The organism is Pseudomonas sp. GW821-FHT02A08, from assembly GCF_059422045.1.
Genome location: NZ_JBWKWD010000067.1, coordinates 1 through 14,725, shown reverse-complemented (window position 1 = coordinate 14,725; position 14,725 = coordinate 1). Strand labels below are relative to the sequence as shown.

12 protein-coding genes and 3 pseudogenes are annotated in these 14,725 nt (G+C 58.6%); 5 read left to right on the top strand and 10 right to left on the bottom strand.

The genetic code is table 11. The features are described 5' to 3' along the window. Window positions 1-111: 111 nt before the first annotated feature. From AC07W4_RS27330 to AC07W4_RS27310, 5 genes and pseudogenes are all read right to left on the bottom strand, one after another. Window positions 112-519, bottom strand: a pseudogene (locus AC07W4_RS27330) (methyl-accepting chemotaxis protein); the annotation flags it as partial. A gap of 138 nt (window positions 520-657) precedes the next feature. Further along, window positions 658-1,431: pseudogene (locus AC07W4_RS27325) on the bottom strand (PAS domain-containing protein); the annotation flags it as partial. Between the two features lie 597 nt (window positions 1,432-2,028). Then, window positions 2,029-3,042, bottom strand: coding sequence for an ABC transporter substrate-binding protein (locus tag AC07W4_RS27320; protein WP_495034659.1), 1,014 nt, complete (start codon window positions 3,040-3,042; stop codon window positions 2,029-2,031). Then, window positions 3,039-3,587 (bottom strand): sigma-70 family RNA polymerase sigma factor, encoded by a 549-nt coding sequence (locus tag AC07W4_RS27315; protein WP_495034658.1) that lies wholly within the window; start codon window positions 3,585-3,587, stop codon window positions 3,039-3,041. Before AC07W4_RS27315 ends, AC07W4_RS27320 begins: the two co-directional genes overlap by 4 nt. 239 nt (window positions 3,588-3,826) lie before the next feature. Further along, entirely contained in the window at window positions 3,827-4,618 is a 792-nt protein-coding gene (locus AC07W4_RS27310) for a phosphate/phosphite/phosphonate ABC transporter substrate-binding protein (protein WP_495034657.1), read from the bottom strand. Window positions 4,619-4,648: 30 nt separating this feature from the next. On the opposite strand from AC07W4_RS27310, the pseudogene AC07W4_RS27305 reads away from it, so the two are divergent. Then, window positions 4,649-4,738 (top strand): annotated as a pseudogene (locus AC07W4_RS27305) (metal ABC transporter ATP-binding protein); the annotation flags it as partial. Between the two features lie 21 nt (window positions 4,739-4,759). Here AC07W4_RS27305 and AC07W4_RS27300 read toward each other — a convergent pair. Continuing rightward, the gene (locus tag AC07W4_RS27300; protein ID WP_495034656.1) at window positions 4,760-5,701 is read right to left on the bottom strand and encodes a fatty acid desaturase; all 942 of its coding nucleotides are present in this window, start codon (window positions 5,699-5,701) and stop codon (window positions 4,760-4,762) included. A gap of 328 nt (window positions 5,702-6,029) precedes the next feature. Here AC07W4_RS27300 and AC07W4_RS27295 point away from each other — a divergent pair, with 328 nt between their 5' ends. After that, the gene (locus tag AC07W4_RS27295; RefSeq protein WP_495034655.1) at window positions 6,030-6,455 is read left to right on the top strand and encodes a GNAT family N-acetyltransferase; all 426 of its coding nucleotides are present in this window, start codon (window positions 6,030-6,032) and stop codon (window positions 6,453-6,455) included. A gap of 139 nt (window positions 6,456-6,594) precedes the next feature. Here the strand turns inward: AC07W4_RS27295 and def are convergent, their stop codons facing one another. Together def and AC07W4_RS27285 are read right to left on the bottom strand one after the other, a co-directional pair. Further along, entirely contained in the window at window positions 6,595-7,134 is a 540-nt protein-coding gene (def, locus tag AC07W4_RS27290; protein WP_495034654.1) for a peptide deformylase, read from the bottom strand. Window positions 7,135-7,136: 2 nt separating this feature from the next. Next, complete coding sequence (locus tag AC07W4_RS27285; protein ID WP_008054263.1) at window positions 7,137-8,093, bottom strand: YihY/virulence factor BrkB family protein; 957 nt, start codon at window positions 8,091-8,093, stop codon at window positions 7,137-7,139. Between the two features lie 354 nt (window positions 8,094-8,447). On the opposite strand from AC07W4_RS27285, the gene AC07W4_RS27280 reads away from it, so the two are divergent. Then, complete coding sequence (locus tag AC07W4_RS27280; RefSeq protein WP_046042266.1) at window positions 8,448-8,825, top strand: hypothetical protein; 378 nt, start codon at window positions 8,448-8,450, stop codon at window positions 8,823-8,825. 240 nt (window positions 8,826-9,065) lie between these two features. Here AC07W4_RS27280 and fadD1 read toward each other — a convergent pair whose 3' ends face one another. Further along, on the bottom strand, window positions 9,066-10,766 hold the full coding sequence (fadD1, locus tag AC07W4_RS27275) for a long-chain-fatty-acid--CoA ligase FadD1 (protein ID WP_495034653.1): 1,701 nt from the start codon (window positions 10,764-10,766) through the stop codon (window positions 9,066-9,068). A gap of 384 nt (window positions 10,767-11,150) precedes the next feature. Next, a complete protein-coding gene (gene fadD2, locus AC07W4_RS27270) occupies window positions 11,151-12,839 on the bottom strand; it encodes a long-chain-fatty-acid--CoA ligase FadD2 (RefSeq protein ID WP_495034652.1) in 1,689 nt (562 codons plus the stop codon). A 245-nt stretch (window positions 12,840-13,084) separates the two neighbouring features. Here fadD2 and AC07W4_RS27265 point away from each other — a divergent pair, with 245 nt between their 5' ends. Next, window positions 13,085-14,029: an alpha/beta hydrolase gene (locus AC07W4_RS27265; RefSeq protein WP_495034651.1), complete on the top strand. Its 945-nt coding sequence runs from the start codon at window positions 13,085-13,087 to the stop codon at window positions 14,027-14,029. A gap of 42 nt (window positions 14,030-14,071) precedes the next feature. Beyond that, a complete protein-coding gene (locus AC07W4_RS27260; RefSeq protein ID WP_007995982.1) occupies window positions 14,072-14,542 on the top strand; it encodes a MaoC family dehydratase in 471 nt (156 codons plus the stop codon). Window positions 14,543-14,725: the final 183 nt, after the last annotated feature.

The following is a 14,725-nucleotide window of genomic DNA, read 5'->3' as shown; positions in this document are numbered from 1 at the left end:
TGACGTACCGCAATGACTGATTTTACGACTGCTTCGCAGCCGAACGCCGCCTCGCGGGCTCGGCAGCTGCTACAGATACCCTCTACCGGGACCCTTTTTCATTTGCCACGACTAGTTCAGTTGCAACGTCGAATTGAACTGGCTGATCGCATCCACCACATGCCGCGAACCCTGCTGGATTTCCAGGATCACCTCCCCTGCCTCGTTCGCCAACTCAACCCCGAGCCCGGTACGACTCAGACTCGATTGCATGCTCGACACCGCGCTCAGCGACAAGTCGTGGTTCTTGCGCACCACCTCGACGATCTCCAGCGTCGCCTGGCTGGTACGCGCCGCGAGGCTGCGCACTTCATCGGCCACTACCGCAAACCCGCGCCCGTGCTCACCGGCCCGCGCCGCTTCAATTGCCGCGTTGAGCGCCAGCAGGTTGGTCTGATCGGCAATGCCGCGGATGGTCTGCACGATGGTGCCGATGATGTCGGACTGTTTGCTCACGGCGTCAATGCTCAGTGCCGCCTCGTTCAAGTCCCGGGAAATGTCCTGGATGATCTGCACCGTCTGCTGCACCACCTCGGACCCCTTGCGTGCACAGACGTCGTTTTGCACCGAAGTGCTGTGGGCCGATTCTGCGGCGGTTTGCAGGGTGGTCATCTGGTGGGTGATGTCGCTGGCGAACTTGACCACTTTGTACAACCGCCCCTTGGCGTCGAACAACGGGTTGTAGGACGCTTCCAGGAATATCGTCTGACCCTGCTTGTTCCTGCGTTCGAAACGATGGGAGTGATATTCGCCGCGATTGAGCGAAGCCCAGAAATTGCGGTAACCCTGGGACTCGGCTTCGGCACGGTGGCAGAACAGGCTGTGATGCTGCCCTACCACTTCGTTTAGCGAGTACTGCATGGTTTTCAGGAAGTTCTCGTTGGCGCTGATGACCTTGCCTTCAGGCGTGAATTCGATCACGGCCATTGAGCGGCCGATCGCGGCGAGCCTGCTTTCGTTTTCGTGTTCCCTGTTGACCCGGGCAGTGATGTCGGTGGCCACCTTGATCACACTTTTCACCTGACGGTCGGGGCCCAGCACCGGCATGTAACTGGCTTCGAGCCAGATCTCCCGGCCACTTTTGTGCAAGCGCAAAAAGGTCCCGCTCAGCGGCTCGCCCCGCGCCAGGTCACGCCACAACCTGGTGTACTCGTCGCTGCGGTAATACTGTTCTTCACAAAAGACCCGGTGATGCTTGCCGCGCACGTCGTCGGCGCTGTAGCCCATGGCATTGCAAAAGTTTTCGTTGGCATCGATGACGATGCCGTCGGGGGTGAATTCAATCATCGCCATCGAACGACTGATCGCCGCCAACTTGGCGTTGGCCTCAGTCAGCGCACAGCTGAAGCGTTCGATTTCCAGCAGGTCAGCCTTGTGATGTAGGTTGAACATTGTTGTATCACCTTCAGCGCGGTTTTTTGATTGATGAAAGTTGCAGGTCTTTCACATCCACCACTACGTTCCATGGAACAGGCACACGCATCCCTCCAAAAAGAAGGACTCGTCAGGTGATAAATGATGATCAATCGGAGGGTCCTAAATTGGCACTCTCATCAAGACATCCTTCTCTTGATAGCCCGCATGCGGACCAGCCCTAACAGATTCGAATCAAAGTCCATTTAGCGCACGGCTCCCTGTCATCAAGTGTCGGCGCCTTCGATTGCGCACTCTTTCGCCAAGACTTCGACCACCCCATCACGGTCGACATAGTTAGTTACAGCTGATCATAGACAGCAACCTTGGGTTTGCAAGGCCACTAGTATGCCAGCATTGAGGACAAAATCGATTCAGCGGCTGGCGGTGAAAGCGGCGTTGGCTGCCGAATTGGCGTAAGACTGTAGACCATTCGCGAGCAAGCCCGCTCCCACAGGGGATCTTTGTTGACCACAGGATTTGTGGACACAACAGACCCAATGTGGGAGCGGGCTTGCTCCGGGCGGCGTTCCGACGAAGACGGCAGTTCACCCACCGCAGAAACTTCAGACAGTACTACAAGCTCGCACTCACCTTGCTAGCCACCTCCCCCGGCACCCAGCCCTTCCAGACCTGCGGCTGATCACGCAAAAACGCTTCGGCGACTTCCCGGGGTTTTTGCCGTTTTTCGCTCATCTGGCCCAAGGTCTGGTTCAGCAAATCAATCGGCAAATCAACTTTTTCGAAGAACGTCACCAGCTCCGGATATTGCACCTTGAACGGTGCCGACACGCCGATAGCCAGGCTGGCAGGCATCGAGCGCGTGCCTTTGGGGTTTGGATTGTTGACGTCGGCCAGAGTTTTCCAGGCTTCGGCGTCGAACGGCGGCTCGTCGAGTTTCACCAGTTTGAAGCGCCCCAGCAGTGGCGTCGGCGACCAGTAGTAGAACAGCACCGGTTTGCCACGGCGGATCGACGACGCCACCTCTGCATCCAGCGCCGCGCCGGAACCGGTGCGGAAATTGACGAAGCTTTCGGTCAGGTCGTAGGCCTTGAGTTTCTGGCTGTTGACGATCTCCGAGGTCCAGCCGGTCGGGCTGTTGAGGAAGCGTCCGCGGCTCGGGTCTTCAGGGTCGCGGAACACGTCCTTGTATTTCGCCAGGTCAGCAACGGATTTCAATTCAGGAGCCAAGGGCTTGATGCCGCGCTCGGGGTCGCCCTTGATCACGTACTCCGGCACCCACCAACCTTCAGTGGCGCCTTTGACCGTATCGCCGAGGCCGAACACCTTACCCTCCGCCGCCGCCTTGACCCAGGCAGGGCTGCGTCCGGCCCACTCTTCACCGATGACCTGGATATCGTTTTTTGCCAACGCTGCTTCAAGGCTGACGGTGCTGCCCGGTAGCGTGTCGGTCGGGTAGCCGTAACCTTTTTCAACGATCAGGCGCAGGATTTCGGTGATGAGGCTGCCGCTTTCCCAAGTGATGTCGCCAAAGTGGATAGGTGCCGCTTTTTCCGTGGCCAATGCCGGGTGGGACAACAGGCTCAGGGCTAGTAGCGAACTGCCGAGCAGGGTTTTGATCGATCTCATGCGGACCTCTTGTTCTGGAGGGGACGGTTCAGGGATTGGTTGGCGCTGTGCCGGTCGCACAGGGCCTGGGAACGGGCCATGTAGTCGCTGACTGAACGCAGGGAGATGCCCAGCGCAGCGGCAATTTGCGGATAAGTCAGGCCGTCGATCCGCGACAGCAGGAAGGTCGAGCGGACTTTGCCGGGCAACCGCTGAAGACTGCGCTCCACACAGGTCAGGGTCTGGGACAACTGCGCCAGTGCCTCCGGCGATTGGGCGTGGATCGGCTCGACCTGTTGCAGTTGCTGAAGGTACTGGCGCTCCAGGTCACCCCGACGCCAACGCTGATAGAGCAGGCGCCGGGCGATGGTGGTGAGCAAGGCACGGGGTTCACGGATAGCCGTCAGGCCTGGGGCCTGGAGCAGTTGCACGAAGGTTTCGCCGGCAATGTCTTCGACAGTGGAGGCATCTTTCAGGGACTGACGCAGGCGTGTGCAGAGCCAGTGGTAGTGGGCGCGGAACAATCCGTCCACGTATTTGCGATGAAGAATATCGGCGCCGGACATAGGGGCTCCTGGGTTAGGGGTCGCTGAATGTCCGGTGGTCCGGTGAGGCGAATCCTAGCAAGGAGCCTTATTCATTAATAATACTTAAAACTTATTTTTATATTCTTATAAAGAATTAAAGATCACTTGCGCCTGACAGTCCGTCATCGCGGGCAAGCCCGCTCCCACAGGGTTTCGGTGTACCTGTGGGAGCGTGGCTTGCCCGCGAAAAATGGACCTGTCGACCCAACATTTGCGCCCTATCGCAAATCTCCATACCCCAGCATCTCGGCCTCACGCTGGTAGTCGAGCACAACCTGATAGTCGCTTTCGCTAGCCGGCAGCACCTCTGGCAACCCGAGGATTTCGGCGACGTCAGGCAATTCGCGCAACGCCTGATTCATCGCCTGTAATAGCCCTTCAGCCTGCTGATCGCTGACGGTGGCTGCCGTGATGTAGGGCAACGTCGGACTCAATGCACTGCGAGCTATCACGCGCAAACCGGCCACTTCCTCTGCGGCATGGCGCGCCAGATAGGCAAAGGTCACGCTGTCGATGGCCGTCAGATCAGCAAGGCCTTCGCGCAGCCAGCGCAGGCTTTCTCGATGGCTACCGCTGATTCCGACCTGCGCAAAAAACTGCCCGTCACGTTGCAATGGTGCCAACCGATGGCGCAGCAAATTCATGCCGCTGTTGGAGTCATGGCCATTGATCACCCCTCGGCTGTGGCGAAAATCCGCCAAGGTCTGTCGCCGATCATCGACGCGGCCCAGGATCAGGCTGCAGTGATCGCCGCCACTGCTGTCCGGCAGCTCGTAACGCGGCCGCCCCAGCACCCTAACCTTGCCGCGCAAGGCTGTCATCAGCGGATAACCGCAGGTTTGGGTGAGCAGCAAATGCGGCGACAACCAAATATCCATCAGTGACAGGCCTTCGGCATCGCCGCGGGTTTCGCCCAGATACTCGAGGATTCGCGCCAGCCAGCGTTCGTTGGCCTGATGAATGGGTTCGGGGGCGGTGTACATCAGCAATTCGGCGATGTGTTGGGTCATCGAAATAGTCCCGTGTAACGAAAATCCCCTGTGGGAGCGGGCTTGCTCGCGAAGGCGTCGTCTCTGCCAACATCAATGTTGAATGACACACCGCATTCGCGAGCAAGCCCGCTCCCACAGGATTTGGAGGTGAACTATGCATCAGTGAAACGGATGCCTCGGGCTGTCGATGGCCTTCACTCCATGTTCACGCCACAGCTGCCCATAACCCTGCACCAGGAATCCACCGCTACGCGCCAGCCATTGCTCGCGGCGGGTCTGATAGGCGCGGGGCAAGTCGTACCAGGGCACCCCCGGCAACTCATGATGCACCAGATGAAAATTGAGGTTCAGGAACAGCCAGCGCCACGGCCAGGCCGCTTCATTGAGCACGGTACGCTGCTCCGGCGCCGCATGAGGTCGATGTTCATAGTAGGAGCGAATCATGGCGATCGACAGCGCCGGCACACTGATCAAAAACAGGTAATGCCAAACCGGCAATACACTGAAGCTTGCGATAAACAGCAACATCAACCCAGTCATCAAGCCGTGACTCAACCACATCAGCCAAGCCTGTCGTTCACCTGTTCTCAGGCGTTGCAGCTCTTCACGGGCCAATGCCAGCAAGGCCAGCGGTGCCCCCAGGGTAAAGCGACCGAGCACGGTTTTGTTCAGCCAGTGCAGGCTACGCACCAGCGCCGAGCTGTCCTGCCATTGCCCCGCGCTCAGGTAACGGCTTTCCGGATCGCGACCGGGGATGGTCAGGTCCTCGTCGCGGTGATGCAGCAAATGGCTATCGCGGTACAAGGTGTACGGATACCAGACGGCAAACGGCGCGTAGCCCAGGATTTTGTTCAGGGTTGGCCAGCGCGTGGGATGACCGTGCAGCAGTTCGTGTTGCACGGATAACCACAGCACCAACAATGGAATCAGCAACAGCGTGCTCCACCACAAACCCAGTCGATGGCTGGCCAACACGATGCCAAACCAGCCGCCATACACACCGATCAGCAGCAACCAGGTCGGCCATTCGGTGCGCGCGGTGAAGCGTCGGCGCAGGGTTTCGATTTCTTGTTGGTGGGCGCTATCAAAGTAATGGGGCATGGCGTTGCTCAGATCGGGGACCAGTCCCCTTCTGTGCAATGACCTTGGGAAATCTTGCAGATTATTTTCAGGAGGATCGCTCCCATGTTGCATGGGAGCGACCAATCAACGCTGGATCAGTGACCGAACACGCCGACCTTCTTGGCCTTCTTGTCCGCGCGCTTTTCAATGGCGGTTTTCACTGGTTTCTTTTTCGCCGCTTTCTTTGAATCCATACCTTTGGACATGACGCGTACTCCTCTCATGGGGATGTGAGATCAGGTATACACCTATCCCGGCGCGCGTGTTCTTTTATAATCGCCCGCTTGCACACCGACAGTCCGAGACCATGCCCGATACCCAATACGCCCTGCTCGACGAACCGTTATGGCCATTGATGAACAAATTCTACCGCGCTCACCAATCGTCGATGAAAGCCGTGCGCGAGGCACAGCTGTGGGTGGCCCGGCGCGACCAGATTGTTGCCGCGCTGTGTTTGCGCCCGGTGTCCGGCGGGCATTGGCTGACCGGGTTGTTTGTCGACCCTGGGTGTCGCGAACAAGGGATTGCCGCCGGGTTGATCGCGGCCGCGGTGAAGGATTGCCAACTGCCGGTGTGGTTGTTCTGTCATCCGGACTTGCGAGGGTTTTATGAGCGACGCGGGTTTACGTTCGATCCGCCGATGCCTTACGCGATGGTTGAACGGTTGAGCCGTTATGCGCGCAGCAAGCCGATGATTGCGATGGGGCTGGCGCCAGGCCAACTGGCTCAATAAAACCTGATGGAGATCCAATGTGGGAGCGGGCTTGCTCGCGAAGGCGGTTTAACAGTCAAAACTGATGGAGACTGACACACCGCTTTCGCGAGCAAGTCGAATCGTCGCACCGCCGCTCCCACAGGGTTTTGCGGTGGCTTTAGTCGTCGGCGTTGGGATCCAGATCCGGGAACATCACCTCGGTGAAGCCGAACTTGCTGAAGTCGGTAATGCGCGACGGGTACAGGCGGCCGATCAGGTGATCACACTCATGCTGCACCACCCGCGCATGAAACCCCGAAGCAAAACGCACGATGGGTTCACCCTTGGGGTCGACGCCTTCGTAGTGAATCTGCTGGTAACGCTGCACCGCGCCACGCAGGCCAGGCACGGACAAACAGCCTTCGAAGCCCTCTTCCAGGATCGGGCTCAGCGGCGTAATCAACGGGTTGATCAGGATCGTCTGCGGCACAGCCTCGGCATCCGGATAACGCTCGCTGTGCTCGAAGCCGAAGATCACCAATTGCAGGTCGACGCCGATCTGCGGAGCGGCCAGGCCAACGCCCCCCACGCTTTCCATGGTCTGGAACATGTCATCGATCAGTTGCCACAGTTCGGGGCTGTCGAACATCTCGGCCGGCACGGGCGGGGCAATGCGCAGCAGGCGCTCATCGCCCATTTTCAGAATTTCACGAATCATGATCAGGTTTCATCAATGGTCGGTTTGTGTGAGTGATCGCGGCCCAACCCCGACACGTGGTGCTTTTCCTCATGGACGGGACCATGCTCGCCAGCCACTTTTTCACCAGGGTCCTTGCCCTCTCGTGACATGTGCTCGATCACGGCATTCATTTCCGCGCCCAGCAGCAGCACCGCGGCGGAAATGTAGAAGTACAGCAACAGCACGATGATCGCACCGATACTGCCATACATGGCGTTGTAGTTGGCGAACTCCTTGACGTACAAACCGAAGCCCAGGGAGGCGATGATCCACACGACCACCGCCAGCACCGAGCCTGGGGTGATGAAGCGAAACTCCTGTTTGACGTCGGGCATGACGTAGTAGATCAACGCCACCGCGACCATCATCAGAATCACGATCACCGGCCAGCGCGCGATGGTCCAGAGGGTGACGATAAAGTACTCAAGGCCGACTTGCGCAGCGATCCACTCCATCACCTGCGGCCCGAGCACCATCAGTGCCGCGGCGATCAGCAGCATGCCGGCAATGCCAACGGTGTAGATGATCGACAACGGAAAGCGTTTCCACAATGGGCGCCCTTCTACCACGTCGTAGGCGGCGTTCATCGCGCTCATCATCAGCCGCACGCCGGCGGAGGCGGTATACAGCGCAATCACGATACCCACTGACAGCAGCCCCCCCTTGGACTGCTGAAGCTGGTCGATCACCGGGTTCACCTGTTCCAGCGCCTGGGGCGGCAATACGAGTTCCGATTGCAGGCGCAGCCAGGAGAAGAAGTCGGGCAGATGCAGGAAGCCGATCAGGGCAATCAGGAACAGGATGAACGGAAACAGCGAAAACAGCATTTGATAGGCCAGCGCCGAGGCATAGGTCGACATCTCGTCGGCGATGAACTCGGTGACCGTGCGCATCATCACACGGTGCAGGGGCAAGCCTCTCATGTCCGGAAAAATCATTCGCGTCTCCATTCGCCGCATACGGATTTGGGTTGAAGTCGTGGCGACTCAGGGGCTGTTTTCTTTCATCAAGGTAGCCCAGTTGGCGACTTTGAAACAAATTCAACGTGCAAGTTCAGGCTGACACAAAAACGGCCATCTGAAGATGCCCGCATCTTCTTTTCATTAAAGACATTTCAATTCAGGAAAGCCGATACACAAGGTTGACCGAGGGCTTTTGCAGGGTGTTTCATTTATTTCACCACGACATTTCATCGTTCAGTGCAGGTTGCGCTTTATGTTTGCGGGCCAACCCCTGAGAATGCGCAACACATTCAGGCCTTGGCGCTGAAGATCCAATCCCGTAGGAACGTTATGAAACTCGATAAAAAGCAGGCCATTGCCCGCAGAAACCAGGAACTCGGCGGTGCTGTGCTTGGCGTCAACAACTGCCACTTCGCCGAACTGAACCGTAACCGCAACATCTGGTGGTTCGACCTCCCGGTGACGCGCCTTGCAATCGGTCAGTACGAGTGGATTCACCTGCTGATGCACACGCCGGACACCGATGAGTTGTTGCACCTGAAAGTGCCGACTGTGTTCCTGCGCGAGAAGCTCGAAGGCCTGGTGGTGCGCAATGAAGGCAAGCGCAAGGCGGCATTGAGCCTGGAACTGAGCGCCGACAAGGACTCCTTCCTGCAGGACATGCGTCCGGCGGGCACCAACGTCAACTTCGCGCCGTTTCGCCTGTAGGAGCGAGCTTGCTCCGGGCGGCGTTCCGACGATGGATTCAAGAGCGCTGCGTTTAACCAGTAAACACGCGTTATCGTTAACGACCATCGCGAGCAAGCTCGCTCCCACATTTGATCGCATTCCTCCTGGAGGAACCCGGTTAAATGTGGGAGCGGGCTTGCTCGCGAAAGCGGTCTGACAGGCACCACCGAGCATTCAGACAAACAAAAAAAGCCCCGCATCTGCGGGGCTTTTTGCTGATTACGCGGTGGCTTTCTTCGCGTTGATCTTCTTCAACTCTTCATCGCGCAATTCACGACGCAGGATCTTGCCGACGTTGGTGGTCGGCAGTGCATCGCGGAACTCCACGGAACGCGGAACCTTGTAGCCGGTGACGTTGGCGCGCATATGCTCCATCACCTGTTCCTTGGTCAGGGTCACGCCCGGCTTGGCGACGATGAAAATCTTGATCGCCTCGCCCGACTTCTCGTCCGGTACACCGATGGCCGCGCATTGCAGCACGCCCGGCAGGGTAGCCAGCACGTCTTCGAGTTCGTTCGGGTACACGTTGAAACCGGAGACCAGGATCATGTCTTTCTTGCGATCGACAATGCGCATGTAGCCATCTGGCTGGATCAGCGCGATGTCACCGGTCTTCAACCAGCCTTCGCTGTCGAGGATTTCATCCGTGGCTTCCAGGCGTTGCCAGTAACCCTTCATGACTTGCGGGCCCTTCACGCACAGTTCGCCGATTTCGCCCATCGGCTGTTCGACACCGGCATCGTTGATCACTTTGCACAGGGTCGATGGCACCGGAATGCCGATGGTACCGACCTGGATATTCTGGATCGGGTTGACCGTCGCCACCGGGCTGGTTTCGGTCATGCCGTAACCTTCGCAGATTGCGCAACCGGTCACCGCTTTCCAGCGTTCGGCCGCGGCCAGTTGCAGGGCCATGCCGCCCGACAAGGTGACTTTCAGCGCGGAGAAATCCAGTTTGCGGAAGCCTTCGTTGTTGCACAGCGCCACGAACAGAGTATTCAAACCGACAAAGCCGCTGAACTTCCACTTCGACAGTTCCTTGACCATCGCCGGCAGGTCACGCGGGTTACTGATCAGGATGTTGTGGTTGCCGATCAGCATCATCGCCATGCAATGAAAGGTGAAGGCATAGATGTGGTACAGCGGCAGCGGGGTGATCAGGATCTCGCAACCCTCATTGAGGTTGGAACCCATCAGCGCCTTGCACTGCAGCATGTTCGCCACCAGGTTGCGGTGGGTCAGCATCGCGCCCTTGGCCACGCCGGTGGTGCCACCGGTGTATTGCAGCACTGCAACATCACCGCTGGCCGGACTGGCTTCCGCCACTGGCTGGCCCATGCCTTTGCTCAGCACGTCATTGAACTTGACGGCTTTTGGCAAGTGATAGGCCGGCACCATCTTCTTCACGTACTTGATGACGCTGTTGATCAGCAGGCGCTTGAGCGGCGGCAGCAGGTCGGCGACTTCGGTGACGATCACGTGCTTGACGCCGGTTTTCGGTACCACGGTTTCCGCCAGGTGAGCCATGTTGGCCAGGCAGACCAGGGCCTTGGCACCGGAGTCGTTGAATTGGTGTTCCATTTCCCGCGCGGTGTAGAGCGGGTTGGTGTTGACCACGATCAGCCCGGCGCGGATTGCACCGAAGACGGCTACCGGGTACTGCAACACGTTGGGCAGTTGCACGGCGATTCGATCGCCCGGCTGCAAATCGGTATGCTGTTGCAGGTAAGCGGCAAACGCACCGGACAATTCGTACAGTTCACCGTAGGTGAGTGTCTTGCCCAGGTTGCTGAATGCCGGCTTGTTGGCGAAGCGTTGGCAGGATTGCTTCAACACTGCCTGAATATTCGGATACTCGTCTGGATTGATGTCGGCAGCAATTCCAGCTGGGTACTTATCCTTCCAAAAGTCTTCGATCATGGAAGCCCACTCCTCAGCAACGCGAATTCAGCACCGCATTTGATGCGATTATTATTGGTGTTTGGTCATTGGTGAATCTGGCTGATAGAAGGCCGAGAAGTCACAAAGCGCGCCGAGAGTAGCAGCTTTGCCAAGGGTCGACCAGAGCCAAAAACGGCCTCTACGGTCACAATTGTGACTCAAGACTTGCAAGCAGTCATTTTAGAGCAAAAAACCTATAACGTCCTGAAAGCCACGGAATTCGGGGCTCTAGCGTACGCCGAAAAGCATCGCGGGCAAGCCCGCTCCCACAAGGCTCGCGTCGTACACAATGTGTGTGCACAACAGTGAACCTGTGGGAGCGTGGCTTGCCCGCGATCCGCGCGAAGCGCGGCCATTCACCCATCAGGCAATATCACGCAACTCCCGCCGCAGGATCTTGCCCACCGGCGTCATCGGCAGCGACTCACGCAGCACGATGTGCTTCGGTACTTTGTACGCCGTGAAGTTCTCCTTGCAGTAAGCCTTCAGCTCTTCAAGGCTGACCCCTGCTTCACGGGCCACCACGAACAGCTTCACCGCCTCCCCCGACCGCTCGTCGGGCACACCGATGACCGCACAGTTGGCGACGTTCGGGTGAGCCATCACGACGTCTTCGATCTCGTTCGGGTACACGTTGAAGCCCGAGACAATGATCATGTCCTTCTTGCGGTCAACGATACGCACGAAACCGTCCGGGTCGATCACCGCAATATCACCGGACTTGAACCAGCCCTCGGCATCCAGCACCTCGGCCGTGGCCTCGGGTTTCTGCCAGTAGCCCTTCATGATTTGCGGGCCCTTGATGCACAACTCGCCGCGCTCGCCCAAAGGTTGCTCGACGCCGTCATCGCTGATGACTTTCAGCGTGGTGCCCGGCACCGGCAAGCCGACCGTGCCGATCCGCGACTGGTCGCCATAGGGGTTGGTGCAGGCCACCGGCGAAGTTTCGGTCAGGCCGTAACCTTCGGTGATGCGACAACCGGTCAGTTGCTCCCAACGCTCGGCGGTGGCCTTGACCAGCGCAGTGCCGCCGGAGTTGGTGAGCTTGAGGCTGGAGAAGTCCAGGGTCTTGAAGTCCGGGTGATCCATCAGCGCGACGAACAGCGTGTTGAGCCCCAGCAACGCCGAGAACCGCCAGTTCTTCAGCTCCTTGATGAAGCCGGCGATGTCCCGTGGATTGGTGATCAGCACGTTGTGGTTGCCCGTCACCATCATGCACATGCAATTCGCGGTGAAGGCATAGATGTGGTACAGCGGCAGCGGCGCGATCATCACCTCCTGGCCTTCGCGCAACAACGGCTGGCCGTCACTTCCATGCTGACTGAGACAAGCCCGCGCTTGCTGCATGTTCGCCACCAGGTTGCCGTGGGTCAGCATCGCGCCCTTGGCCAGGCCCGTGGTGCCGCCGGTGTATTGCAGTACGGCGATGTCGTCGAGGCCGACCTTCAGCGGCTTGATACCCAGGCCACGGCCCATGCGCAGTGCGCTCTTGAAGGAAACGGCCTGGGGCAAGGAATAGTCCGGGACCATCTTCTTGACCTTGCTCACCACAGTGTTGACCAGCCAGCCCTTGGCGGTGGGCATCAGGTCGCCCATCTTCGCTTCGATCAGGTACTGGATATCGGTGTCGGGGAGTACTTCCTGGACTTTCTGGCCGAACATGTTCAGGTACACCAGCGCCCGGGCACCGGAGTCCTTGAACTGGTGGCGCATTTCCCGCGCGGTGTACAGCGGGTTGGTGTTGACCACGATCAACCCGGCGCGCAAGGCGCCGAACACGGCAATGGGGTAATGCAGGACGTTGGGCATCTGCACCGCGATGCGGTCACCGGGCACCAGGTCGGTGTGGGCTTGCAGGTAGCCGGCGAAGGCAGCGCTCTGGCGCTCCAGTTCGGCGTAAGTCAGGGTCACGCCCATGTTGCTGAACGCAGGGCGGTCAGCAAACTTCTTGCAGGAACGCTCGAACACCTCGATTACCGACTTGTAGGTTCCCAGATCGATGTCCAGGGGTACGCCGGCCGGGCGTTTGTCATTCCAGAAATCAGGTTGCATTGTTTTTGTCCTCTTTACCTGAATCTATCCGGGGCCACTTTTCTGTCACTTTTCAAAAAAAATGCAAAAAGCGGAGCTTCACGGACACTAGCAGTTATGACGTAGCAGGCAAATATGCCCACGGCCGTCATTGACCGTATGAATCTTCTCGCCGTGGCGTAGGCTGATCAGACGCCCAGCCAAGGATGCGCTATAAACTGCAACGAGCTGTTTCAGACCAAGCAGCCTCATGCAAAGGAACCGCCATGATCCATGACACTTTCTGGCTGACCACGAGCGACCACAGCCGCCTCTTCGTCAACCAGTGGCTTCCCGACGGCAGCCTCAAGGCAATGATTCTGCTGGCCCACGGCATGGCCGAACACAGCGGCCGCTATGGCCCCCTGGCGCAAAAGCTCTGTGACCAGGGCTATGGCGTGTGCGCGCCGGACCTGCGTGGACATGGCAAAACTGCCGAAAACGGGACACTCGGGCATTTCGCCGATGACGATGGCTGGTGCAAGGTCGTGAGCGACCTGGCCAGCCTCAACCAGCACATCGGCCAGCAGCACTCTGGCATCCCGATCGTGCTGCTTGGTCACAGCATGGGCAGTTATATCGCCCAGGCCTATCTGCTGCACCACAGTGCCAGCCTGCACGGGGCAATCCTCAGCGGCTCGAACTTCCAGCCCGTGGCGCTTTATCGCGCGGCGCGGCAAATCGCCCGCTTCGAACGCCTGCGCCAGGGCCGCAAAGGACGCAGCGCATTAATCGAATGGCTGTCGTTCGGCTCGTTCAACAACAAATTCAAACCGGCACGCACCCCATTCGACTGGCTCAGCCGTGATCCGGCTCAGGTCGATCTGTACGTCAACGACCCGCTTTGCGGTTTTCGTTGCACCAATCAACTGTGGATCGATTTGCTCGGCGGCTTGCAGCAAATCAGCAAAGCGTCCAATCTCGCCCAGATCGACCCGGGCCTGCCGCTGCTGGTGATTGGCGGCGAATGTGATCCGGTGAGCGAAGGCAAACGTCTCAAGAATCTGGCCGACGCGCTGCGAGCGGCCGGCAACCAGCACCTGCAACTGACCGTTTACCCGCAGGCGCGGCACGAACTGTTCAATGAGAGCAACCGCGATGAAATCATCGCCGATGTGCTGAACTGGATCGCACAGGCCTTGAGCGCTCCTCGGCCGCACCGGTCCGAATAGTTTTTTTGTGAATTTTTTAATTCGTCACAGGAATTGAGACAGATGACCCAGGTTACCAACACCCCTTACGAAGCCCTCGAAGTCGGCCAGACCGCCAGTTTCAGCAAGACGGTCGAAGAGCGCGACATCCAGTTGTTCGCTGCGATGTCCGGCGACCACAACCCGGTACACCTGGATGCCGAATACGCCGCCAGCACCATGTTCAAGGAGCGCATCGCCCACGGCATGTTCAGCGGCGCGTTGATCAGCGCGGCGGTCGCCTGCGAATTGCCTGGCCCGGGGACCATCTACATCGGCCAGCAAATGAGCTTTCAGAAACCGGTGAAGATCGGCGATACCCTGACCGTGCGCCTGGAAATACTGGAAAAACTGCCGAAGTTTCGCGTGCGCATCGCCACTCGCGTGTTCAACCAGCGCGATGAACTGGTGGTGGATGGCGAGGCGGAAATCCTCGCGCCACGCAAGCAACAGAGCGTGACCTTGACCACGCTGCCCGCGATCAGCATCGGCTAACCCTCTGTGGCAAGGGGGCTCGCCCCCTCGCCACCGTCCTCGCAGCACCTCAACTACTGCAGTCTCTTGCAATTCCTGTTCGCATAAAAAACGCCAGGCTAGCTGGCTAATGCCGATCAGTTAAGCCACAACGCAATCTGTAGCAGCTGGCGTAGCCTGCGTCCGGCTGCGCAGCAGTCGTAA